At 68.8% G+C, this 20308-nt stretch carries 17 protein-coding genes and 4 pseudogenes; 15 read left to right on the top strand and 6 right to left on the bottom strand.

Annotation, left to right across the window (positions count from 1 at the left end; translation table 11 throughout):
• The first annotated feature begins 56 nt into the window (after positions 1 to 56).
• The 11 genes and pseudogenes from ACQEXA_RS55990 to ACQEXA_RS56040 all read left to right on the top strand — a co-directional run bounded on the left by ACQEXA_RS55990 (position 57) and on the right by ACQEXA_RS56040 (position 11590).
• Positions 57 to 740 (top strand): TetR/AcrR family transcriptional regulator, encoded by a 684-nt coding sequence (locus tag ACQEXA_RS55990; RefSeq protein ID WP_433134138.1) that lies wholly within the window; start codon positions 57 to 59, stop codon positions 738 to 740.
• The gene (locus tag ACQEXA_RS55995; protein ID WP_432920665.1) at positions 737 to 1492 is read left to right on the top strand and encodes an SDR family NAD(P)-dependent oxidoreductase; all 756 of its coding nucleotides are present in this window, start codon (positions 737 to 739) and stop codon (positions 1490 to 1492) included. The genes ACQEXA_RS55990 and ACQEXA_RS55995 overlap by 4 nt, the downstream gene beginning before the upstream one ends.
• 137 nt (positions 1493 to 1629) lie before the next feature.
• Positions 1630 to 2511: an ABC transporter substrate-binding protein gene (locus tag ACQEXA_RS56000; protein WP_432920662.1), complete on the top strand. Its 882-nt coding sequence runs from the start codon at positions 1630 to 1632 to the stop codon at positions 2509 to 2511.
• Between the two features lie 445 nt (positions 2512 to 2956).
• The gene (locus tag ACQEXA_RS56005; RefSeq protein ID WP_432938725.1) at positions 2957 to 3013 is read left to right on the top strand and encodes a hypothetical protein; all 57 of its coding nucleotides are present in this window, start codon (positions 2957 to 2959) and stop codon (positions 3011 to 3013) included.
• Positions 3010 to 3459 carry a hypothetical protein gene (locus tag ACQEXA_RS56010; protein ID WP_432920659.1) on the top strand — a complete coding sequence of 150 codons (450 nt, stop codon included), beginning with the start codon at positions 3010 to 3012 and terminating at the stop codon, positions 3457 to 3459. Before ACQEXA_RS56005 ends, ACQEXA_RS56010 begins: the two co-directional genes overlap by 4 nt.
• A gap of 1161 nt (positions 3460 to 4620) precedes the next feature.
• Entirely contained in the window at positions 4621 to 6531 is a 1911-nt protein-coding gene (locus tag ACQEXA_RS56015; protein ID WP_433134139.1) for an ATP-binding SpoIIE family protein phosphatase, read from the top strand.
• The gene (locus ACQEXA_RS56020) at positions 6524 to 6646 is read left to right on the top strand and encodes a hypothetical protein (protein ID WP_432920653.1); all 123 of its coding nucleotides are present in this window, start codon (positions 6524 to 6526) and stop codon (positions 6644 to 6646) included. The genes ACQEXA_RS56015 and ACQEXA_RS56020 overlap by 8 nt, the downstream gene beginning before the upstream one ends.
• Before the next feature lie 411 nt (positions 6647 to 7057).
• Complete coding sequence (locus ACQEXA_RS56025; RefSeq protein ID WP_433134141.1) at positions 7058 to 7297, top strand: hypothetical protein; 240 nt, start codon at positions 7058 to 7060, stop codon at positions 7295 to 7297.
• Positions 7298 to 7582: 285 nt separating this feature from the next.
• Positions 7583 to 8809 carry an IS110 family transposase gene (locus ACQEXA_RS56030; protein ID WP_433134143.1) on the top strand — a complete coding sequence of 409 codons (1227 nt, stop codon included), beginning with the start codon at positions 7583 to 7585 and terminating at the stop codon, positions 8807 to 8809.
• Positions 8810 to 8863: 54 nt separating this feature from the next.
• Positions 8864 to 9912 (top strand): annotated as a pseudogene (locus ACQEXA_RS56035) (hypothetical protein); the annotation flags it as partial.
• A gap of 457 nt (positions 9913 to 10369) precedes the next feature.
• Positions 10370 to 11590: an RNA-guided endonuclease InsQ/TnpB family protein gene (locus tag ACQEXA_RS56040; protein ID WP_433134145.1), complete on the top strand. Its 1221-nt coding sequence runs from the start codon at positions 10370 to 10372 to the stop codon at positions 11588 to 11590.
• Between the two features lie 170 nt (positions 11591 to 11760).
• On the opposite strand, the gene ACQEXA_RS56045 is transcribed toward ACQEXA_RS56040, so the two are convergent.
• Entirely contained in the window at positions 11761 to 12801 is a 1041-nt protein-coding gene (locus tag ACQEXA_RS56045) for a PP2C family protein-serine/threonine phosphatase (protein WP_433134147.1), read from the bottom strand.
• Positions 12802 to 13349: 548 nt separating this feature from the next.
• Here ACQEXA_RS56045 and ACQEXA_RS56050 point away from each other — a divergent pair.
• Positions 13350 to 14729: pseudogene (locus ACQEXA_RS56050) on the top strand (IS701 family transposase); the annotation flags it as partial.
• 190 nt (positions 14730 to 14919) lie between these two features.
• Here ACQEXA_RS56050 and ACQEXA_RS56055 read toward each other — a convergent pair.
• Positions 14920 to 15183, bottom strand: a pseudogene (locus ACQEXA_RS56055) (SpoIIE family protein phosphatase); the annotation flags it as partial.
• A gap of 401 nt (positions 15184 to 15584) precedes the next feature.
• Between ACQEXA_RS56055 and ACQEXA_RS56060 the strand changes: the two are divergent.
• The 3 genes and pseudogenes from ACQEXA_RS56060 to ACQEXA_RS56070 all read left to right on the top strand — a co-directional run.
• Entirely contained in the window at positions 15585 to 15992 is a 408-nt protein-coding gene (locus ACQEXA_RS56060; RefSeq protein ID WP_432920647.1) for an IS110 family transposase, read from the top strand.
• Complete coding sequence (locus ACQEXA_RS56065; RefSeq protein WP_432920644.1) at positions 15985 to 16251, top strand: hypothetical protein; 267 nt, start codon at positions 15985 to 15987, stop codon at positions 16249 to 16251. Before ACQEXA_RS56060 ends, ACQEXA_RS56065 begins: the two co-directional genes overlap by 8 nt.
• Before the next feature lie 194 nt (positions 16252 to 16445).
• Positions 16446 to 16655, top strand: a pseudogene (locus ACQEXA_RS56070) (anthrone oxygenase family protein); the annotation flags it as partial.
• A gap of 164 nt (positions 16656 to 16819) precedes the next feature.
• Here ACQEXA_RS56070 and ACQEXA_RS56075 read toward each other — a convergent pair.
• The 4 genes from ACQEXA_RS56075 to ACQEXA_RS56090 all read right to left on the bottom strand — a co-directional run bounded on the left by ACQEXA_RS56075 (position 16820) and on the right by ACQEXA_RS56090 (position 20302).
• The gene (locus ACQEXA_RS56075; RefSeq protein WP_432920641.1) at positions 16820 to 17143 is read right to left on the bottom strand and encodes a hypothetical protein; all 324 of its coding nucleotides are present in this window, start codon (positions 17141 to 17143) and stop codon (positions 16820 to 16822) included.
• Positions 17140 to 17487, bottom strand: a complete 348-nt coding sequence (locus ACQEXA_RS56080; RefSeq protein WP_432920638.1) for a DUF6247 family protein — start codon at positions 17485 to 17487, stop codon at positions 17140 to 17142. The genes ACQEXA_RS56075 and ACQEXA_RS56080 overlap by 4 nt, the downstream gene beginning before the upstream one ends.
• 29 nt (positions 17488 to 17516) lie before the next feature.
• Complete coding sequence (locus tag ACQEXA_RS56085; protein WP_359411645.1) at positions 17517 to 17939, bottom strand: hypothetical protein; 423 nt, start codon at positions 17937 to 17939, stop codon at positions 17517 to 17519.
• Positions 17940 to 18139: 200 nt separating this feature from the next.
• The gene (locus ACQEXA_RS56090) at positions 18140 to 20302 is read right to left on the bottom strand and encodes a transposase (protein WP_433134149.1); all 2163 of its coding nucleotides are present in this window, start codon (positions 20300 to 20302) and stop codon (positions 18140 to 18142) included.
• Between the last annotated feature and the right edge of the window lie 6 nt (positions 20303 to 20308).

Raw genomic sequence — 20308 nt, forward strand, 5'->3', positions numbered from 1 at the left:
CGCACGCCCGGAGAGAGTGCCTTGACAGCACGAAGGGGGCGGCCATGATGGAAACCATGGAAACTAGACTAGTTCCCTCAGTTCCGGAGCATAGCGGGCCGCGTGCTGAGGTGATCGTGGAGGCGGCCGGCCGACTGTTCCTCGCGCCGGGCTTCACCCGGGTGAGCATGGACGATCTCGCTCGTGAGCTCGGGATGAGCAAGAAGACGATCTACCGTCATTTCCCGGATAAACGCAGCCTGCTGACCGCGGTGCTGGAGCGGCAGTTCGCAGCAGTGGAGCGCACGCTGGTGACGGCGGTCGAGGACGCAGAAGGGCAGCCGTTCGATGTGCGGGTCCAGCGGTTCCTGATCGCGGCCGGCATCGAACTCGGGCGGATCGGCGCGGCTCAGCTCGCGACCGGGCGGGGCGGGGATGCGATGCTGCGCAAGTACGTGGAGCAGCGCACGGACGCGGTGGTCTACCGGCGGCTCGACGAGCTGCTCCGGGACGGACACCGGCAGGCACTGCTGGCGGCGCCGCCCGAGCTGCTCAGTGAGATCATCCGCGGCGCGTTGGAGCGGCTGCTCACCTCGCAGTTGCCGCACGAGCTGGACTGGACCGCGGCGGATCTGCTGCGGGCGACCGTCGACACCGTGCTCTACGGGACGATCCGCTCAGCACGCCCCGGCACCGACGACGACCAACTCGGGGCGGTCATTGCGACGGCCCGCGATGATGAGGAGGAGGCGGGCCCATGACTGGGTCAACCGGCAGAGTGGCATTGGTGACAGGGGCCAGCAGCGGGATCGGTGCGGCCACCGCCCGCGTTCTGGCCGCGCGAGGGATGCGCATGGTGGTCAACTACCTCCGCAGCAGCAAGTCAGCCGAGGAGGTTGTGGCCGACATCGAGGCCGCGGGCGGCCAGGCCATGGCCGTGCAGGCCGATGTGCGCGAAGTGGCGGCGGTCGAGAGCATGGTCGAGCAGGTCCAGGCAGCATGGGGCGGCATCGACGTACTCGTGCACAACGCGCTCATCCCGTATGCGGTCAAGTCGTTTCAGGACATGACGTGGGAAGAACTGGGCGGCAAGCTCGACGCCGAGATGCATGCGGCGTTCGCGGTCACCAAGGCCGTCCTGCCCGCCATGAAGGAACAGGGCTGGGGACGCATCATCTACCTCGGTACCGGCCTCAGCCGCCGGCCCCGGGAGGGCATGATCGCACTGGGCACGGCCAAGGCCGCACTGGAGCAGTTCGCCCGGTACCTCGCCCAGGAACTGGGCCCGCAGGGCATCACGGTCAACATCGTCGCGCCCGGCCCGGTGGAGTCCCGCATCGCGGCTGACGTGTTCGACGATGCGCAAAAGCAGCGGCAGGTGGCCGCTACCCCCCTGGGCCGCCTGGCACACCCGGCCGACGTCGCCCAAGCGGTCGCCTTCTACGCAGGCGAGGACAACGCCTTCATGACCGGAACCACGGCCGCGGTCAACGGCGGAATGTCCATGTACTGACGCGTCACTGTCCCCCGCGCCCGGGCATACCGTCCCGGTCGGCATGCACCCGGCACACCGACCCCTCAGCGCCATGGACCGCAGCGCCCGCGATACACGCGGGCGCATGACGTGACACGAACGAAGGAAAAAGGTTCATGCACACCATTGATCTCGCCTATGTCGGGCGGGGCCTGCATGAGGAACTGGCCGCCTACATCGCGGACCAGCAGGACTACTACGCCGACGAGGGCGTCCACGTCGCGCTGCGCGACGGCTGCACCTGGGACGAGGAGCGGCTGCGCCGCGGCGCCACCATCGGGCTCGGCCGAGCACTGCTGTCCCGACTGACCGACGGCACCCCCTGGGTCGCACTCAATGTCAACACCCACCGCCCGCTGTTCTGGTTCCTCGCCCGCCCCGGCCTGACCTCGCTGGCCGACCTGGCCGGCCGACGGCTGGCGGTCCACGCCCCCCACACCGCACCCGGGTGCTTTACCCGGATCGTGCTGCGCAAGGCAGGCCTCGACCCGGACCGCGACCTCCACACCATCGTCCGCCCGCCCGGCGACTATGGCATGGACCTGCGCCGGCTGCGCAACGGCGAGATCGACGCCGCCCTGGTCGGCAGTACTATGGCACCGGAGGCGGTAGCCGCCGAGCACGGCTGGCAGGTGTTGGCCTGGGTCGGCGACCACTTCCAGATCCCCACCGTGGGCGTGGCCGTCGACCCCACCTATATCCACCCGGACAACCCCGCAGTCCAGGCCGTCCTACGAGCCCACCGGCGTGCCCTGCAGGTGATCCGCAACGACCCCGACACCACGGTGCGGCACATCCAGACATTCCTCCACGGACAGACCGCAGGCGAAGCCCGAGCCCACTACGACACGTTCATCGCACCGTATTTCACGACCGACGGCCAAGCCGACCTCGCCGTCGGCGCCACCGCGATCACCGCAGTCGCCGCCGAACTCGGCGTCCCGGCCACCGTCGCCGCAACCGAGTTCTACCGCACCGCAACCACCACACCTTATTAACCTGTGCGACGGGGGCGAGGAGTCGTTGACTTCTTCGTTCGCTGTTTTGCTGTGTCTGGTTTGCCGACTGTGTGCACGTCGTAGAGCGGGGTGGGCCGGGCGTTCTTGCGGCTGGGTGGTCGTCCCGGGCCGGGGCGGGAGGGTTTCGGTGCTCTGGCGGGGCAGGCAACCGCCCGCCCCGCCGGCGTGCCCAAACCCGCCCGACCCGGACCCGGACGCCCACTCGGCTCGAGAAACCGCAGGCCAGCCCCACGACACGAACCCGGAAAGACCGTGAAACGAATCGAAACCCTCACCGAACACATCCGCCTGAGACAGCAGCGAGGGTAAACATCAAGCTAAAGCGGGGCTCAGTACGTCACCTCTGTTGCGGCGTGGGAGTAGACCAACCTAGGCCAAGTACCCGGACAGTGGCTTCGACGCCGCGTACTACTGGTCGATCAAGTTGCTCGCCGCCGCATACGGCGACCACCCTGCCTATCGCGAGGAATGGAGACCATGACCGCTGAGCGTGTCCGTGTCCTTGCCCTGCTGCTGTTCGGCGACCAGGCGGAGATCGTCGCCGACGTCCCGCCGGCGGAGCAGGCCGAGCCGGAGCGCTACCCGGCCACCGAGATCGCCGACGCCATCGGTATCCAGGTCCATGATCTGCCGGGCGTGCGGCTGACCGCCGAGGTCGGCGAGGACGGCCAGCTGTCCGACTGGCGGTTCGCCTCACCACCTGACAGGCACATCACCTTAAAGGGGCTGCGCAGCTGCAGCTACCTCGCCAGGCAGGCCTCGCGTGTCACAGTGAGCTCGTCACGACATCTATCGCACCCCTCAAGCCCGCCTCGCCGCTCCCTCCCCCATGGGGCGAGGCGGGCTACGTGCTGCAGAGGGGCCCCTCTGAGCATGCGCGCCAGCGTGGGAGGAGTGACCCTGGTGAAATGGTCGAACCTCGCGTGATCGTGTCGCCGTCCGAAGAGACAGGCGGTCGGCGTATCCAGATCGACGATCAGATCCCGGGCACCGGGCACAGCCTGCACGACTTGAGCGTGTTCCTGGACCGCGTCGGGCATCGAGGGCTGGGATGAGGTGTATGGGGCCAAGTCGCTCCTGATCGAGTGGCACGGCGGAGGGCCAGAGGTGTGGTCGGCGAGACCGTGAGACAAGGCCCAGGCGCCCCCGCGCCGCGGGTGTGGTTGACCCGCATCCGCCGGGCGGGGAGCACGGCGGCATCGCTGGGCGGCCTGCGTGACATGAGCGCGGCCGTCTGCTGTCATAGCCGTAGTGCTGCCGGGCACAGGGGTGGTTGTCCGGGCCGGGCGACGTCACCGGGCAGAAAACGCCGACGGGGGCCAGAGGCCGCACCGCCGACGTCACGGATGCGACAGCGGGAGCGGACCACCGCCGAGAACTCGGCTGAGGGGAACCGGCTGCTGCCGCGCAGTGGCTGAGCCCGTCGCGGGCGCTGCGCTGGGTGACACCGCCGTGGGGTTGCAGGTCATCTCTGAACATCTGCATCTTGGTTCGTTCGACCCCTTGACCGACTGCCGTGGCCAGCGTTGTCAGCGTTCCCTGCTCGGCGACGATGTCCCTGCGCTCGACGCCGTCGGCACGCACGGGCTCGGGGTCCGCGGGGTGACTGCTGGTCATCGCAAGCACGGCATGCCGCACCCCGAGCGCGTCGAGGATCGCCAGGTGTGCGAGAAGATTCCTCACACTCCGTGCTCGAGCCAACTGAGAACAGCAAGCGCCGACGATCGGGCAAGAAATCAGAGCAGGTCAGGACAGCGGCAGTAAAATGAGGCCAGCAGCAGCGCCAACGGCAGTTGGGCGGCGAAAGAGATGGAACGGTATGGGCCCGTCCCGCCGGGGTCGAAACGTCTGCCCCTCGCAACGCGGGATAGAGAACAACTGCTGGTTTCGGCGGCCGAGAGCGTTGTTGGCGAATTGGGCGCGGCGGCCGCGACGGTCTACCTCAAAGTGCCGGACACCTCGGATCTGCACGCTGCTGTCGTGGCGGTGACCGCCGCGGGAGTGGGAGCGCCCGAACATGTACCCCTGGATGACAGCAGCTGGCCGTCGTCACGGGCGTGGCAGTCGGGCCGTGTGGAGACCGCGACTGTGGACTTCATAACAGACCACCCGGACCTGACAGTCTTCGCACCTTTCCCACTGCAGGCCGCGGCCGCGCCGCTCTTCTCGCCGACCCGCCGCTTCGGGACGCTCTCGGCTTTCTGGCTGCTCGTAGGTGGCGAGATCGCTGAGTCGGCCCGGGAGCGACTGGCCGTCGCGGCCTCGTCGCTGGCCCGCGACCTGGACCGGTTGGCCGATCACGGGACATCGATGGTTCCACCCCTGGTACCGCACGTGGTCACCGTAGAAGGTGAGGGGGCGGGCGCCGAAAGCATGACCTCATCAACCGTTCCGCTCGTCTACCATCTGCACAAACTCGCCACGCTGCTGGCAACGACGGTTCACACCCGGGACGTCGTGGAGATGTCCATGGAGCGTGTGTTGGACGGATTCCAGGCCCGTGCTGCCGTCGTCAGCCTGGTCGATGGAGATCGGCTCCGCGTAGCTTGCAGCTCGGGCTGTGCAAGGGAATTCATACGCACCTTGCATGGCTCACTGCTCGCTCAGCGCAGGCCGGAGACGGAGGCGGTGGACCGACGGCGCCTGGTCCTGTACGGCCCTCGGGATACACAGACAGCCGGTCGGTTGCCCGAGCCGCTGTCGGACCAGGAATGCTTCTGGATGGTCCTGCCGCTGATTGCCGGGCGCAGGGCGGTGGGTGCCCTGTCGATGGCGTTCGGCGTCGAGCGGAGGGACATCGTCGCCGAGCAGGGAACGCTGACAACGCTGGCCACGGCAGTCGGTCAAGCGGTCGAACGAACCAAGATGCAGGATGTTCAGCACGCGCTGGCCGATGACCTGCAGCACGCACTGCTGCCACCCGTGCTGCCCCAGCCGGCCGGAGTGGTGAGCACCAGCAGGTACGCATCGGCGACCAGCGGAATCGAACTCGGGGGAGACTGGTATGACCTCATCAAGCTCCCCGAGGGCCGGGTCATGATGGTGATCGGGGACGTCCAGGGGCACAACACGGCCGCCGCTGTGGTCATGGGCGAGCTACGCAGCGGCGTGCGCGCCTACGCGACCGAAGGACACGACCCCGGAGTCGTGCTCGCCCGGGCGAACCAGCTCATGATCGGCCTGGAAACCGACCTCTTCGCCACCTGCTGCTGCGCCTGGCTCGATCCGGACACCGGCAGGGCGCAGATCGCCACCGCTGGGCATCCACCGCCTCTGATGCGCACGGCTGACGGCCGAATGCCACCCGTCTTCCTCGACGCAGGCATGCCTCTGGGCATCGACCCGGAGGCGACCTACGAAGTGGCGGACCTGCAACTCGAGCCGGGCACGTTGCTCGCCTTCTACACGGACGGTCTGGCCGGTCTCGGAGGCAATGTGGACCCCAAGGCGGTGAGCGCGGCCTTCGACGACCCCGGGAACCTTGAGTCCGTTGGTGACCGACTCATCAGGGGCTTCAGCGAGGCGCCCCTGCGGTGCTCCGACGATGCCGCGTTGCTCCTGGTCGTCTACGAAGGACCCTCGGCTGAAGCTCAGCACAACGTCCGGCAGTTGAGGATCCACCGGCGCGATCTGCACGGAGCCCAGCAGACGCGCAGACTTCTGCGGGAGTGGCTGGCCGGGTGGGAGTTGTCCGCCATGGCCGATGACGAGGAACTCCTGGTGTCGGAGGTCGTCACCAACGGCCTGGTCCACGGTGACAGCGACGTATACGTCTACGTGCACAGGTATCCCGAACGCATACGCGTAGAGGTCCGCGACAGCGATCCGCATCTCGCGCAGGCCGTAACGGTTCCCCGCGAAGAGGACCAGGCCGAGGGCGGGCGAGGACTGGTCATCGTCTCCGCGCTGGCATCGGCATGGGGCAATTCACCGAGCGGACGAGGGAAAACCGTGTGGTTCGAATTGCCGATGCCGGATACCCACGGCGCTGATGCCTAAAGACGGCACACCTTCGCGTGATGTCTCCGTGCGCCTGACCGTCGACCAGGCCCGCACCGCCGTCACGGTGTGGCTCTTGCCGGAAGTCCGGGTGATGGGGCTCGCGCCGGCGTAGTTCTTCCGGGCCTTGGCGGAAGCGTAGCGGGTAGGGTCGTCCCCGAACTCGGCGAGCCCCGGACGCCGGTGATCTCCGTGATGCCGGGCATCGAAAGGTAGATCTCAGCGTCCGGGGGCGCGGGACGCGGGCGAGTGGTGGCCGGATGCCGGCGGAGGGGTCGCGACGTTTGGGCATGCACGTCTCGGCACGAGCTGACCCTGCCCGGCGCTGAGGCGCTTGAGTTGGCCGTCCGCGCGGCGGGGCATCGGCTCGCCGCGGTCAGCGTCCGGGGGCGTCGAAGCCGCAGGTCACTATCACCGGGTGCTGGCGGTGATGCTCGGGAACGGGGCCTTGACGTCGTTGAACTGAATCCCTATCAGGTCAAGATGGCCGGCGCGCAGCTGGGCAGGTTCGGCTGAAGACCGACGTGTGCGACGGCATGACGATGGTCGAGTTACTGGTGCGCGGGCAGAGCTGGCCCCTACATGGCGACAAGGCGGCAATGGCCGAGCAGCGGGCCTGGGTGGCACCTTCGCCCACCTCGTTGCCGCAGGGCCCGACGGACGGGAAGCGGCCGGCGCCGGCCTGAAGGAACTGGAACGGTACGGCTACCTTGTCCGCGAACGCCTGCGGCGGGCGAACGGAACGCTCGGCGAGGTCGTCTACTGATCACCGACCGTCCCGCCACCCTCGACGTCGCCCTGCTGAGAGCCGCCTAATGGGACTTGCCGGGTCGGAGAGACTTGGTGCCGTAGCCGCCAGCAGGTGAGCACTACTGCCGCCGGAACCCTTGGAGTTCTGGGTTGAGACCGTGCCCCTGCTGGTCGGCCGGGAGGCCAGACCGCTCATGGGGTGGCGTGCCCGCCCGATGGGGCGTGAGCATTGAATCCATTAGGCCGCGCCGCGCCTTCCGCAGGCTGCAAGGGAAGCGAAGTACCTGACCTGGAGGACGAGTTGCTGCTGATCGGCGATGACTGGGCCGAAGACCACCACGACGTCGAGGTCCAGGACGGGGCCGGCCGGAAGCTGGCCGCCACGAGGCTGCCCGAGGGGGTGGAGGGCATCGCGAAGCTGCACGAGCTCCTCGCGAAGCACGGCGGCGGGGACCTGGATGCCGCCGAAGTCGTGGTCGGGATCGAGACCGACCGCGGTTCGTGGGTGCAGTCCCTGATCGTCTCCGGCTACCGGGTCTATGCGATCAATCCCCGGCAGGTCGCCCGGTTCAAGGAGCGGTACGCCTCCTCCGGAGCCAAGAGCGACAAGGGCGACGCACATGCGCTGGCCGACATGGTCCGCATCGACCGGGCCCAGCTCCGCCCGGTGGCCGGGGACAGCGAGCAGGCCCAGGCCGTCAAGGTCGTCGCCCGCGCTCACCAGACCCTGATCTGGGAACGCACCCGCACCTTCCAACGGCTGCGCAGCACGCTGCGCGAGTACTTCCCCGCCGCTCTTGACGCCTACGCGGACCTGACGCTGACCAGCACGGATGCGCTGGAACTGCTGATCAAGGCGCCTACCCCGGCGGCCGGGGCGAAGCTGACCCGCACCCAGATCACCGCCGTCCTGGCCCGCGCCCGTCGGCGGAACCGGAACGCGAAAGCGGCCACGATCCAGGCCGCGCTGCGCGAACGGCAGCTCGGCCTGCCCGAGCCGGTCACCGCCGCCTACGCGGCCACCGCCACCGCCCACGCCCGTGTGATCATCGCGCTGAACGAGCAGATAGCCGCGATGGAGGAGCAGGTGAAGGCCCATTTTCGAGCGCACCCGGACGCTGAGATCTACCTCTCGATGCCCGGCATCGGACAGATCACCGGCGCCCGGGTGCTCGCCGAGTTCGGGGACGACCCCACCCGCTACGCCTCCGCGAAAGCCCGCAAGAACTACGCCGGCACCAGCCCCATCACCCGGGCCTCCGGCAAGAGCCACACCGTCCAGGCCCGCTACGTCCGCAACAACCGACTCGCCGACGCCCTGCAAGCCCAGGCGTTCTCCGCGCTGCGGGCCGCACCAGGCGCCCGCCGCTCCTACGACAAGCAACGCGCCCGCGAAGCCGACTACAACCCCGCCCTGCGCCAGCTCGGCAACCGCCTCGTCGGCATCCTCCACGGATGCCTCAAGACCCGCTCTCTCTACGACGAAGCGACCGCCTGGTCGCACTACGCACAACCCCACGCCGCTTGACACTCAACGACATGGGGTGTCTCAACCCTGGCGAACGACGACGAACGCGACGTCGGTTTTACGGCGGGGATCCGGCGCGGCGTGATGGCGGCCGACCGGTTCACTCAGATCGCCAACGGCCTCTTCCGTGACAGCCGAATCTCCTACAAGGCGAGGGGGATCTTCGGGTACGTCAGCACGCATCGGGACGGCTGGCAGGTCACCGTCGCCGAACTGGTGCGCCGCGGCCGCGAGGGCGTCGACGCGGTCACCACGGGGCTCAAGCAGCTGGAGCGGCACGGATTCCTCCACCGCACCCGCGAGCGGAATCCCGACGGCACGCTTGGCCAGGCGCTGTACGTCATCACCGACCTGCCTGTCCTGCAAAACCCCAGGTCGCAACCAGAGTCGGGTTTTCCAAGATTGGCTGAGCCTACGTTGGCTGATCCCGGCACTAAGAACACCAACAGAAAGAAGACCAACAGGCAGAACACCAGACCCCTCCGTCCGCGCCGCGGCGAAGCGACACGAGCACCTGGACGGACGGACCAGCCGGACACGCCAACACCCCCACCAGCCACGCCCACAGCGGATGACATGCACCCAGGGATCCGGCTGCTGCTCGACCTCGGGGCGGCCCGCCCCGAGCTACTGCTGACCGGGCAGACGCTGACCGACCAAGGCCGCGTCGTGACCGTGATGCTCGAGGCCGGCTGGAAAGCTGAGCAACTGCGCCACGTCATCGCCGCCCGACCCCTGCCCCACCCGACGCGGACGACGGTCGGCGCGATCATCGCCGCCCGCCTGCGCGCAGCTCACCTCTACCCGCCGCCCGCCATCGCGGACAACCAGCCCGTGCGGGATACCCCGCGGCCGCAGCCAATGACCGGCTCCGCCGCCGCCCGCCCGGTGAGCGAGGCCCTGGCCTACCGGGCCCTCGTCGAATCTGCCGGCTGTGGCGTGCCCGGAACCGTCCCGAGCGAGGACCTCTGCCCGGCCTGCCTCGCCTGGCCACTGTGCCGCACCTGCTCCGGACCCCCCGGCGCGCCCACCCCGACGGCGGCGGCCGCTGCACCAGCTGCACTTCCGCCTTCACCGAGCACCTGGAGGGACGTACCTCGTGACGGACACGCCTCACACACCGCCGCCCACCGCGCACCACGAGCGACCCTCCATCGGCCACCCGGGCCGGGGGGAGAAGGAACGCGCCCGCGCCGAACGGACCGGCCACGCCCGCGACCACTCCTGCTCCGAGGCCTGCGAGCCCATACTCGTCCACGAACGTACCACCTGGGGGCGGCTCGCCTGGACCGTCCCCGGCGACGGCAGCCCGCCCGAGGCCCCCCACCAGATCGGAGTGCTCACCCGGGCCGCGAGCCGCCTGCAGCGCTTGGCTCTTCACCGGCTTTCTCCGAGGATGCCCCGGCCTTCAGGCCGGGGAGGAATCGGACTCCTGCGGAGCAGGGCAGGGACAGCCGGATCGCCGTCAGGGCGATCCGGCGTCCACCCCGCACGGCCGTGATGCCGCCCACAACGGTCAAGAACTCTCAACTGTCAGTCCTCCCAGGTAGGTTCGGATGCATGACGACAGAAGCGACCACGAAGGACACCGGGCATGCCCGGTACACCTTCCGTGTACGCCTGTCGAAGACAGCCCGGCGCGCACTCGAAGCCGAGTGGGATCGCTGCCGCTGGATCTGGAACGAATGCGTGGCCAAGTCCCGGCAGGCCCACGCGCAGAGCAGAGCGGGCGGCGAGAAGTTGACGTGTGGTCCGGCGCAGCTGGACAGGATGCTGACCGACGCCCGCGGGGTGACACCGTGGCTGGCTGAGGGCGCGAGCGTGCCGCAGCAGCAGGTGATCCGGGAGTTCGCCAGGTCGAGGGCGAAGGCGCTGAAGGACATCAAGGACGGGCTTGCGCAGCACCGCCGGGCCGGGATGCCCCGCTGGAAGAAGAAGCGGGAGGCCAGGCCGAGCCTGAACTACACCCGGCGCGGCTTCCGTCTGAAGGACGGTCGTCTGCACCTTGCGGGCCAGATCGTGCTGAGCGTGGTGTGGTCGCGGGCTCTTCCTGCCGACCCGTCGAGTGTGCGCGTGTACCAGGACACGCTCGGGCATTGGTACGCCTCCTTCGTCGCCCCGGCCCAGGTCGAGCCGCTTGTGGAGACCGGCCACGTCCTGGGCGTGGACTGGGGTGTGAAGGAGACCGCGACCACCACGGATGACGCCTACGACCTTCCGCATGCCGAACTCGGCAAGCGGTCCGCTCAGCGGCTCGCGAAGTACCAGCGGATGATGGCCCGGCGCCGGCGACCGAAAGGACAGCGTGCATCCACCGGCTACCGGAAGGCGCAGGCACAGGCAGCGAAGCTGCACAGGAAGATCGCGCGGCAGCGTGAGGACACCGGCCGCAAGTGGGCCAAGGCCGTCATGCGCGATCATGACGGAGTGGCGGTGGAGGACTTCCGCCCGAAGTTCCTCGCGAAGACCACCATGGCCCGCAAGGCGGCCGACGCGGCCATCGCGGCGACGAAGCGTGCCCTGATCGAGATGGGCCGCAAGCACGCACGGGACGTCCGTCTCGTGCACCCGGCGCACACCACGATGGACTGCGCAACGTGCGGGGCGAGAACCAAGCACGCACTCCCTCTCTCGATGAGAACGTATGCCTGCACCGTGTGCGGAGCCGTGTCCCCCAGGGACAAGAACTCCGCCCGCGTGATGCTGGTCCGGGCGGGTTGGAACCCGGACGGTGTCGAGGGCGTAAGACCACCTGAGCCGCTGGCTCCGGTGGCAGTCTGAGCCGTACATCCCCGCTCAACCCTGGAGGGTGGAGAATCCCCTCCCTTCAGGGAGGGGAGCCTTCAATGGTTGACCCGGCGCCCCGCACAGCGCATCGCCCCGGGCGGCATCCCCGCATCCTCGTGGCTTTCCGCCGCTGCCAGGGTTTGCTGCTGTCCCCGTGTGGAAGATCAGAACCCTTGCTTGTTCCGATTAGTGGGGGAGGGCGCAGGTGATGCGTTGGGTGCGCGCAGCGGGAGCAGGGTCGGCGTCCACTGTCCCCGGACGGCCAGGTCTGCCTCCTGGCGGCTTGCCGGGGTGCGGGCAAGTGCCAGCACGGCCAGGTCGTCTTGGCGTTCGCCGTCGGTCCACTGCGAGACACTTCGGACGAGAGCGTCGACGATGTCCTTTGGGTGCGCGCCGGTGCGTCGGGTCAGCGTTGCTGTGGGGTCGTAGAAGGTCCCGTGCCGGTTGCGGGCCTCGAGTACGCCGTCGGTGAGCATCAGGACGGTGGCGTCAGGAGGCAGGGGGAAGATGTCCGGGGTGCTGTCCTGAGCGGCCTCGGGCAGGCCGGTGCCGAGCGGCGGATCGGGTGTTGTCGGCTCTAGCTGCGTGACCTTTCCCGGGTGCAGAAGGTATGGCGCGGGGTGACCCATGGAGAGCACCGTGACGGTGTCACCGCTGGCCGGGATTTCGGCAAGCAAGGCCGTGGTGTAGTACTCGGCGCTTTGTTCGTCGGCGTGGCAGTCTCGCTCGAGTGCGTGATCCAGACGTTGCGCTAGCACTCCAAGGTCGGGAGCGGACTCTGCGGCCTCGCGGAAGGCGCCCAGGACGGCGGAGACGGCGGGTACGGCGCGCAGGCCTTTACCGACAACGTCGCCCACGATGGCGCGCAGCCCGAAGGGTGTCTCCTGGACCGCGTAAAGGTCACCGCCGATTCTGGCTTCCGTCTGAGCGGGCTCGTATCGGGCGGCGACGCTGAAGGATCCGACGCGGTCGGGTGGTGAGGGCAAGACGGCGCGCTGTGCCGCTTCCGCGATGTCGCGGGCCACAGTCAGGCGGCCGCGCTGCCGAGACAGCAGGTGGCCGACCCACAGGCCGATGAGGCCGATCAGCCCGACCACACCCAAGTCCACCAGAGTCGCGGGCAGGGGACGACCGGTCCACAGATCGACGGCAACACCGGCGAGGCATGCCGCAGCAGCGACACCGATGCATGTGCGGATACGCATGACGACGCACCCCACAAGGGGGGCCGCGGCCAGCAAGGGCAAACCCATATACGGCTCGGGAGCGAAGAGATCTGCCGCCATGCCGCCGAGGATCAAGAACGCGGGAAGCAGACAGGCAATCTTGATAGCGGTGGGATCCACGTTGGCGGCGGGAGCGGGGGCATGAGGCGTCACTTCCTCCGGTGGGCGGACGACAGTGAGGCAGGTAGGCAGAATGGCTGGTGCCTTCAGGACGCGCAGCCTGCCGGTGGGCATGGTGCGCTCGACACCGCTGCGTGGGTGTTGCCCAGGCTTCCGAGTGACGTGAGGGGAGTGCTCGGCTCGGCGAACGAATCGGTCGCTGAGCTGTTCGGTAAGGAAAGCGGTCCACTCGATTCGCCTCTGCTATGCCTCTGATCTGCTGGTCACTGTCTAAGTCACAGTGCCTGCTGCCTGTTTCATATGTGTTTCTTCCTTATCAACATAATTATCGGTGATTTGTTGACCTGGGGCGGAACGTGCGGTAGGCCGGTAGGCGGGGGCGATGTTGTTCGGAGGTGGTCGCGATGGTGACCGCGAGGCGTCCGTGCCCGCCGGCGCCGGGGCCGCTGGAGGGCTACGCGGCCCGGTTCGACGACCTGTTCTCGTCGCTGGCGCAGCGGCGCGGGTTTAGGGAGTACCTGACCGGGCTGCTGGCCCCGCGGGACCGGAACAAGACGCTGACCTGCCTGGCCGGGGCGGAGCCGGTCGTGGGGGCCCAGCACCCGGCGGTGCAGCGGCTGCAGTTCTTCCTGTCCGAGTCGACCTGGGACCCTGAGCGGGTCAACGCCCGGCGGCTGGAGCTGCTGCTGCAGGGCGAGGCGACCGCCCCGCACGCCGGCGGGGTGCTGGTCATCGACGACTCCGGGGACCGCAAGGACGGCACTGCCACCGCGCACGTGGGCCGGCAGTGGCTGGGCCGGTACGGCAAGACCGACAACGCCGTGGTCACGGTGACCACGCTGTGGGCCGACGAGCGCCTCTACTACCCGCTGCACGCCGTGCCCTACACCCCGGCCCACCACTTCCCGCGGGGGAAGAGCGACCCGGCCTTCCGTACCAAGTGGAAGATTGCCGCCCAACTTGCCTGTCAGGCCAGGTTCTTGGGGATCGCGTTCCGGGCGGCGGTGGCCGACGGCGCCTACGGGGACCTGGACGACTTCCGGTGCGAGCTGCACGCCGCCAAGGTGCCGTTCGTGATGGCCGTCAAGCGCCGCCGCGGGGTGTGGGCCTACGGCGACCAGGCCCGCACCCCGGTGGACGCCGCCCGCGAACTGGCCTGGCACGGCCCCGAGGAGCCCGGCGCCTGGACGCCGGTGGTGCGCACCTTCCGCGACGGGCACACCGCCACCTGGTGGGCCGCCGACGCCACCTTGGGCTTTTGGGGTCCGGACGGCCTGACGCGGCTGGTGGTGGCCACCGCCGATCCGTCCACCCTGCCGGAGAAGGCCACCTGGTACCTGGCCACCGACCTGCCCCGCCCCGGCTCGCCCCGCGCGGCCGAGTCCCCCTATCCGCCCGCGGACCTGGCCGAGGTCGTGCGGATCTACGGGATTCGAAACTGGATCGAGCAGGGCTACAAGCAGGTCAAGGACGAGCTGGGGTGGGCCGACTTCCAGGTGCGCTCCAATGTCGCGATCCGCCGCCACCAGACCCTGGTCAATTGCGCGTTCGCCTTCTGCTGGGAAGCAGGACGCACCAGCGCGGGACCTGAGAGTACGTCAACACTGGTGCCGGAAGCCGACGCTGGAGAGAGGGGGCCCGGCACTGCCGCCGTGCTGGCCGAAGGCGATTCGCGCCGTCCGCGGCTGGCTGACCCCGTCGATCGTGCTGCAACGCTGGTGGCGGGCCTGGTCCAACGCGCCCCCTCCACCCGAACTCCAAGCCCTGATCGACGCGGTCACCACCGGACAGACCCTGAACCTCTACCCCCCGAACTAACAAACCACCGTTATGCTGATTTTTCAAGTCTAGCGGGGTTCGCATCTCGGGTTGGTCGGGCCCGCACATCGCCTCGGGCAAGGCGCCGGTATGAAGAGCTTTGGCGTGTGTTGGGCGACCGATATGTTGTCTATGGGATGCGGCGGATGGCGAGGAGAGCTACGTCGTCGAGATGGTCGACGTCGTGACAGGCTTCGAGCACGCGTCTGCCGTGGATTCGATGCTTGCCCTCTCTTGTGTGCCTTGAGCGGTCAGTGCTCCGGCTCGTGCCAGGCCGGTGTCGAGCGGCAGGGTGGGGCCTTCGACCACTCCATCGGTGACCATGACGAGGGTGGTGCCTTCGGCGAGGGGAAAGGTTTCCTGGGGGTAGGCGGCGGCGGGGAGGACACCCAGGTTGGGGCCGACCGGCAGTTCCCGGATGCCGTGGGTGCCGCTACGCCGAGCTCACAGGAGAGGGACGTGGCCGGCGGTTGCACCGGTGACGGTGGCGTTGTGCGGATCGAAGCGCAAGATGGTGCAGCTGGCGACGGATGCAGCGGCCATGGCCGCGAAGAGCTCGTTGGTCAGGGTCAGGACACCATTCCTGACTTGTTCAATCGATCCCAGACGCGCGGTTCACGGCCGTAGCGTCGAGGGTGCCGGTTGGCACGGGCTCGACCTGTTCCTTGCCGCCCACGGGCTGGCTCGTCCTTAGCGTGCCGCCGCCGGCCGGCACCCACGCGGTGTGGCTCGACAGAGGCATGAACATCATGGTGACGCTGTGACTTCAAGTCAGGATGCCCGCCGCATTCCCTTCCCTGTCTCAGCGAGTGCGAGGCCAGCCTGTGATTCTGATCGGCGTCGACCCCCACAAGGCGTCCCACACCGCCGTCGCGGTCGACGCCGCGGGCCATCAGCTGGCCCAGCGCCGGTTCGCCGTCAACGCCGGCGCCTTCCGCCAGCTGATGCGCTGGTGCGAGCAGTGGCCCGAACGCCGCTTCGCCGTCGAAGGCGCCCGCGGCCTGGGCCGCACCCTGGCCCAGCAACTGGCCGCGGCGGGCGAGAACGTGGTCGACGTGCCGTCCACGCTGTCCGCCCGGGCCCGACGTCCGGGCGGGGCTTCGAGCCCGCACGGGGTCGCGTGTCCGCGGGGGGACGGATGTTCATGCACGCGATGCCGTGTTGAACGGCCATCTCGCGAGTGGGTCACGCAGGCCGTCGGTGGCGGCTGCGACGCTGTCCGCCATGGATGAGCTGGAGTTCATGCACGGCCGTGTCGACGGGGCCGACCACGACGATGCCGGACCGCGGCAGGGGCGCACCTACGTGGAGCTCGTGGCCGGCCCGCTGGATGGTCTGCTACTGGACATCACGAACTGGCCCGACCACGCTCGAGCCGAAGACATCGCCCTTCATACGGAGATAGGCCGGTACGGGCCGGGCGGCCGCGCCCTGTACTCCCCGAGACCGGTGGACCGGCGCCGGTTCGACTGGTGCGGAGACACCCCCTGACCGTCACCGTGGCCGGCCCGACCACAGGCCCGGCCGTGCATGGTCAGCGCCCTCAATCACGGAGGGCACCCGTGGCCGCGATGCGTAATGGCTGACCGGCTATCAGCTGGACGACCTCAAGGAGAAGCTGGCGACGCCGGGGGCCCGCTGCTTCTCGTACGGTGCGCCTGAAGTCGGAGTGCGGCCGTTGGTGCGGCCTCGTCGTCACCGCCGCCGCGCTGATCCTCAGCGTGGTCATGTCGATCCTGCTGCTCGTCCCGATCAACAGCCGGGCCACGACGTGGACCGCCGACGGCCTGCCCGCCGACTGGAAGCAGCAGATGAACGGCTGGTACCGCTTCCACTACGTCCGCGTCTCCGTCATCATCGCCGCCTTCGCCCTGATGGTCGCCGCCCTCGCCTGAGCCCATGGGCCGAGACCGCGCAGGTGGCGCCCTCGTGCAGTCGCTGCTCGACACTCACCGCTCCAGAAAAGCGCCCTACGTGGACTCGGTAGCGCTGCTCTTTGAAGCTGGTGCCATCTATAGACCTCGCAGGTTGGCGAGGAGGGTGCGGCGTGGATGCTCGCCTACAGCCAGATGCACTCATCGATCACGATCTGGGGGTCGGCTGTGCGGGGGGCGAAGACGTATCGCAGCCATCCCCTGCCATGATCGAAGTAGATGATGTGGGCTCCGCCGGGGCGGGTGGACTGGACGGGTTCGACGCTCATTCCGGCGGGCAGGTCCGCGGCTTTGTCGATGCCCCGGAAGTAGGGGTCCTTCGCGGTGACGAGTTCGGCGCGGGCCGCGTCGACCAGGGAGCGGGCCTGTAGGGGCAGGGCGTTCCTGTTGTCTTCGGCTTCTTTCGTCCAGTCGGCCTGCCACGGAGGGCCCATGAACTCGGCTGTCACTGGCCGGGTTCCGCCTTGCTCGCCTCGCGGCGCAGGCGTCCGGCCTCTTCAACAAGGCCCTTGGCATGGGCGTTGTCGGTGGCGTGCGCGGCCTCGTCCTCCAGGCGGTGAACCTTGGACTGCAGCTGAGGATCCCTGGCGAGCGCGAATTCGGCCCACCACCGGGCCATGAAGGCGGGGAGGGGTGCCAGGTCGTAGGTGTCGGCGATCTTCTCGCGCCAATTGCGGTCGAAGTCCGGCAGGAGCTTGGGCGTGTGCTCTGCGATGGCAGCGCGCAGCGCTTTGGGGGTGCGTTCGGGCATGGGAGGGATGGGTCCCCGCATGCCGACTGTGGCGGCTGTCATTGGTTAAGTCCTTTCATGACGACAGCGGGTCAGGCGGCTACGGGTACGGACGTGGCGCCCGTGGCCCCATGGGGTGTGCCGGAGGCAGCAGCGAGCGCCTCGCGCTGTGCCGTCGTGACCATGCGGGCGTAGGGGTGGATGTCGCCGCGGGCGTAGGCGTGGAGCAGGATCTCGCAGAGCGCGGACATGGAGCGGACGTTGTCCTTTGTGCGTTGCCTGTCGGCGCCGTTCCATACCGCGTGGGACGCGAAGACGCTGCGTCCGCGCCGGTTCCCTGCGTGCCCATCGGTGGTGGTGTGGGGCAGAGGAAGGGTTCCTGCGGCGTACTCGGTGAGGGCGCGGCTCATGATCCAGATGAGAGGCAGGCCCTCGGACTTGGCGCGGGCTCCGGCGGCGTCCCATACGCCTTTGGCGATGTTGGGGGCGCGCTCACTCTCGCCTACTGCAGGCATGTGTGGCTCCCGTTGTCGCGGTTGCAGTTCTACCTATTGGAACGGTACTACGGATCGGATCGGTATGCCATCGGGGCACCTCCATCCGTTGATCTTGCGGGGGTATCCCCGGCTTCAGCCGGGGAGGGAAACTCGTGCGGCCGCCGACGATCTCCAGCATGTTCGTGGTGGCCGTGCGACGTTAGGGCACGAGGGGCGCGCTAAGAGTCATCACGTAATGAGGTGATGTCCACCCGATGTCTGTACGGAGCCGGCGCGCCTGGGTGGCGTGTCAGCTCCGTGCAGCCGGCTGTTCCGACGTGGGCCTTGTGCCGCTCGTTCGCGGGTCGGGTCTCATTCGGGGTAAGTGCGGTACCGGGTGGTGGTGTTTTGTCGAGCAGAGGCCCGCGGCCGGAAACTTCCGGCTTGTGGGCTGCCGCGTGGGTGCGGCCCCGGGTGGGGCGGTCACCGCGCTGCGGTTGACTCGACAGGGCTTCTTGCAGCCCTTCATGGAACACGATCTGTGTGTGGTGCGCCTGGACTATGTCCAGGCGCGCGGTGCTTGGGTCGTCCGGATCAGCGAGGTGGACGTGGGCGCAGAGCGCGGCGGAGATTTTGTCCCTGTCGCCGACGAGCCCGCACGTGGGGCAGGTGTGGATGCGGTCGGCGAGGGTTTTGGGAACGCGTTCGCCGCAGAAGCAGGCCTGGGAGAGTTTGGTGGTGAAGGTGGAGCCTCGGAGCATCCGCCCGCCGGTCTTCTCACACTCCCGGCCGATGGCAGCTATGAGCCGGCCGGGTGTGGTGGCCTGCAGGGCTTTGCCCCACCGGCGGTACCAGGTGCGGATGTCGCAGTCCTCGACGATCAGGTTGGCGCCGTGGTGAGTGGTGATGGCTGTGGCGATGCGGCGGGCGCGGTGGTCTTTGGCCGCCGCGGCGGTGGCGGCGGCTTCGGCGAGCCGGGCCCGGTTGAGCCGGTAGCCGGCTGACAGGCTGTCGCGGCGGTACGCGTGCTTGGGCACTCCAGCCTTGTTCGCTGCCCTTGCCCCGCAGGGCGTTTCGACGGCCCGGGCGGGCAGGCGTGCGGCCTGGCGGCGTTCGGCCCGGTCCTGCTGCCGTTTCGACGGCTGGTACTGGGCGGGGTTGGAGGCTCGGCGGGAGCGGTCGAGGGCGCGCTTGCGGCCGCGGTCTTTGCGGCGGGCTTTCGCCAGTGCGGCGAGTTCCTCATCGGACGGCTCTATCCGGGTTGCCTCCACGCCACCGTCGGCGGGGTCGAAGGTGTTCGGGAAGGAGACGATGGAGAGGTTGGAGACGTTGCCGTCGATGCCGCCGACCCGCTCGAGTGCGGCCGCCCCTGCGCGCCGGGCCTTTGTGGTGGGGGATGCGTAGCCGCCGGTCAGGACCGTCAGGTGGGCTTGGTACGCCCATCCGCCCGGCGCCGAGGTGTCGCGGCGGCGCACGAGGTCGATCTTGTGCCAGGTGTCGGGGTTGTTCAGGAAGTGCAGCAGACGCGGCCAGCGGCCCGAACCCGACGGCAGGCGGACGGGCAGGACCAGGTCGCCGCGGCGGGAATCCGCTCCGCCGGTGAACACGACGGCCAAAGGTCCGGTGTGATCCCACCACGTGGCGGCCCGCGTCTTCGGCGTGTTCTTCGCCGTCACCTCGCCCGTCTGAACGCGTCCCGAAGGGCGCGCAGGCTTGGGCAGGTGCCGCGGCTGCTCGAGCACCCCGATCCCTGCAGGGAGCGCGGCGACCTGCTCCGGGGTGAGGAACGTGCGGTCGAGACTGCGATGGCGGTAGGTGTCCAGGTGCCCGGCGAGGGTGCCGTGGAGCCGGAAGGTTTCCCATGTCCGCGAGGTGGTGTGGGAGCGGGCGCGGCCGGGGATGCGGGTGTAGTCCCACCACCGGCCCACGCGGGGCCGGCCGTGCCTGCGGCCGGAGGCATCCGGGAACAAATGCCGGCTCACCGACGTCTCGAACACCTCATCCGCCTGGTGCATCACCAAAGCTTTGGTGACGTGATGGGCAAGGTGTTTCGAGTGTTCCATGTGCCGGTAGGCGCGGCGTTCCATCCCTTCCCGGGACAGACCGAGTTCCAGCCGCCACGCTTTCGCGTCCACTTCGCGGCGGACATCACCGGCCCAGTACGCATCGACCGCGTCCCGCGCATCACGCTGCAAGGCCCGCTTGATCGACCACATCGCCGAGAACAGGTCCTCGGTCCGGTGCCGGGTATCAGGCTCGTGGACATCCAGCGGGAGGCGGATCACCGCAAGCTCGGTGTCCTTATCCCGCGTCCAGCGCTTCCCCTTGTTCTTGCCCCGGAACCGGCGGGCAGGAGGCGCACCGCCGGAGGCGGACACGGGCTTGCCCAATGCTGTGCTCACCAATGC

The sequence above is a fragment of the Streptomyces sp. CA-106110 genome, from assembly GCF_050936285.1.
In the GTDB taxonomy this organism is placed as follows: domain Bacteria; phylum Actinomycetota; class Actinomycetes; order Streptomycetales; family Streptomycetaceae; genus Streptomyces.

Excerpts from the sequence above, each read along its gene's own strand:
- ACQEXA_RS55990 (WP_433134138.1), top strand. The coding sequence starts at position 57 with ATGGAAACTAGACTAGTTCCCTCAGTTCCGGAGCATAGCGGGCCGCGT.
- ACQEXA_RS56065 (WP_432920644.1), top strand. The coding sequence starts at position 15,985 with ATGGATGAGCTGGAGTTCATGCACGGCCGTGTCGACGGGGCCGACCAC.
- ACQEXA_RS56040 (WP_433134145.1), top strand. The coding sequence starts at position 10,370 with ATGACGACAGAAGCGACCACGAAGGACACCGGGCATGCCCGGTACACC.
- ACQEXA_RS56010 (WP_432920659.1), top strand. The coding sequence starts at position 3,010 with ATGACCGCTGAGCGTGTCCGTGTCCTTGCCCTGCTGCTGTTCGGCGAC.
- ACQEXA_RS56085 (WP_359411645.1), bottom strand. The coding sequence starts at position 17,939 with ATGCCTGCAGTAGGCGAGAGTGAGCGCGCCCCCAACATCGCCAAAGGC.
- ACQEXA_RS55995 (WP_432920665.1), top strand. The coding sequence starts at position 737 with ATGACTGGGTCAACCGGCAGAGTGGCATTGGTGACAGGGGCCAGCAGC.
- ACQEXA_RS56000 (WP_432920662.1), top strand. The coding sequence starts at position 1,630 with ATGCACACCATTGATCTCGCCTATGTCGGGCGGGGCCTGCATGAGGAA.
- ACQEXA_RS56020 (WP_432920653.1), top strand. The coding sequence starts at position 6,524 with ATGCCTAAAGACGGCACACCTTCGCGTGATGTCTCCGTGCGCCTGACC.
- ACQEXA_RS56045 (WP_433134147.1), bottom strand. The coding sequence starts at position 12,801 with ATGCGTATCCGCACATGCATCGGTGTCGCTGCTGCGGCATGCCTCGCC.
- ACQEXA_RS56080 (WP_432920638.1), bottom strand. The coding sequence starts at position 17,487 with ATGACAGCCGCCACAGTCGGCATGCGGGGACCCATCCCTCCCATGCCC.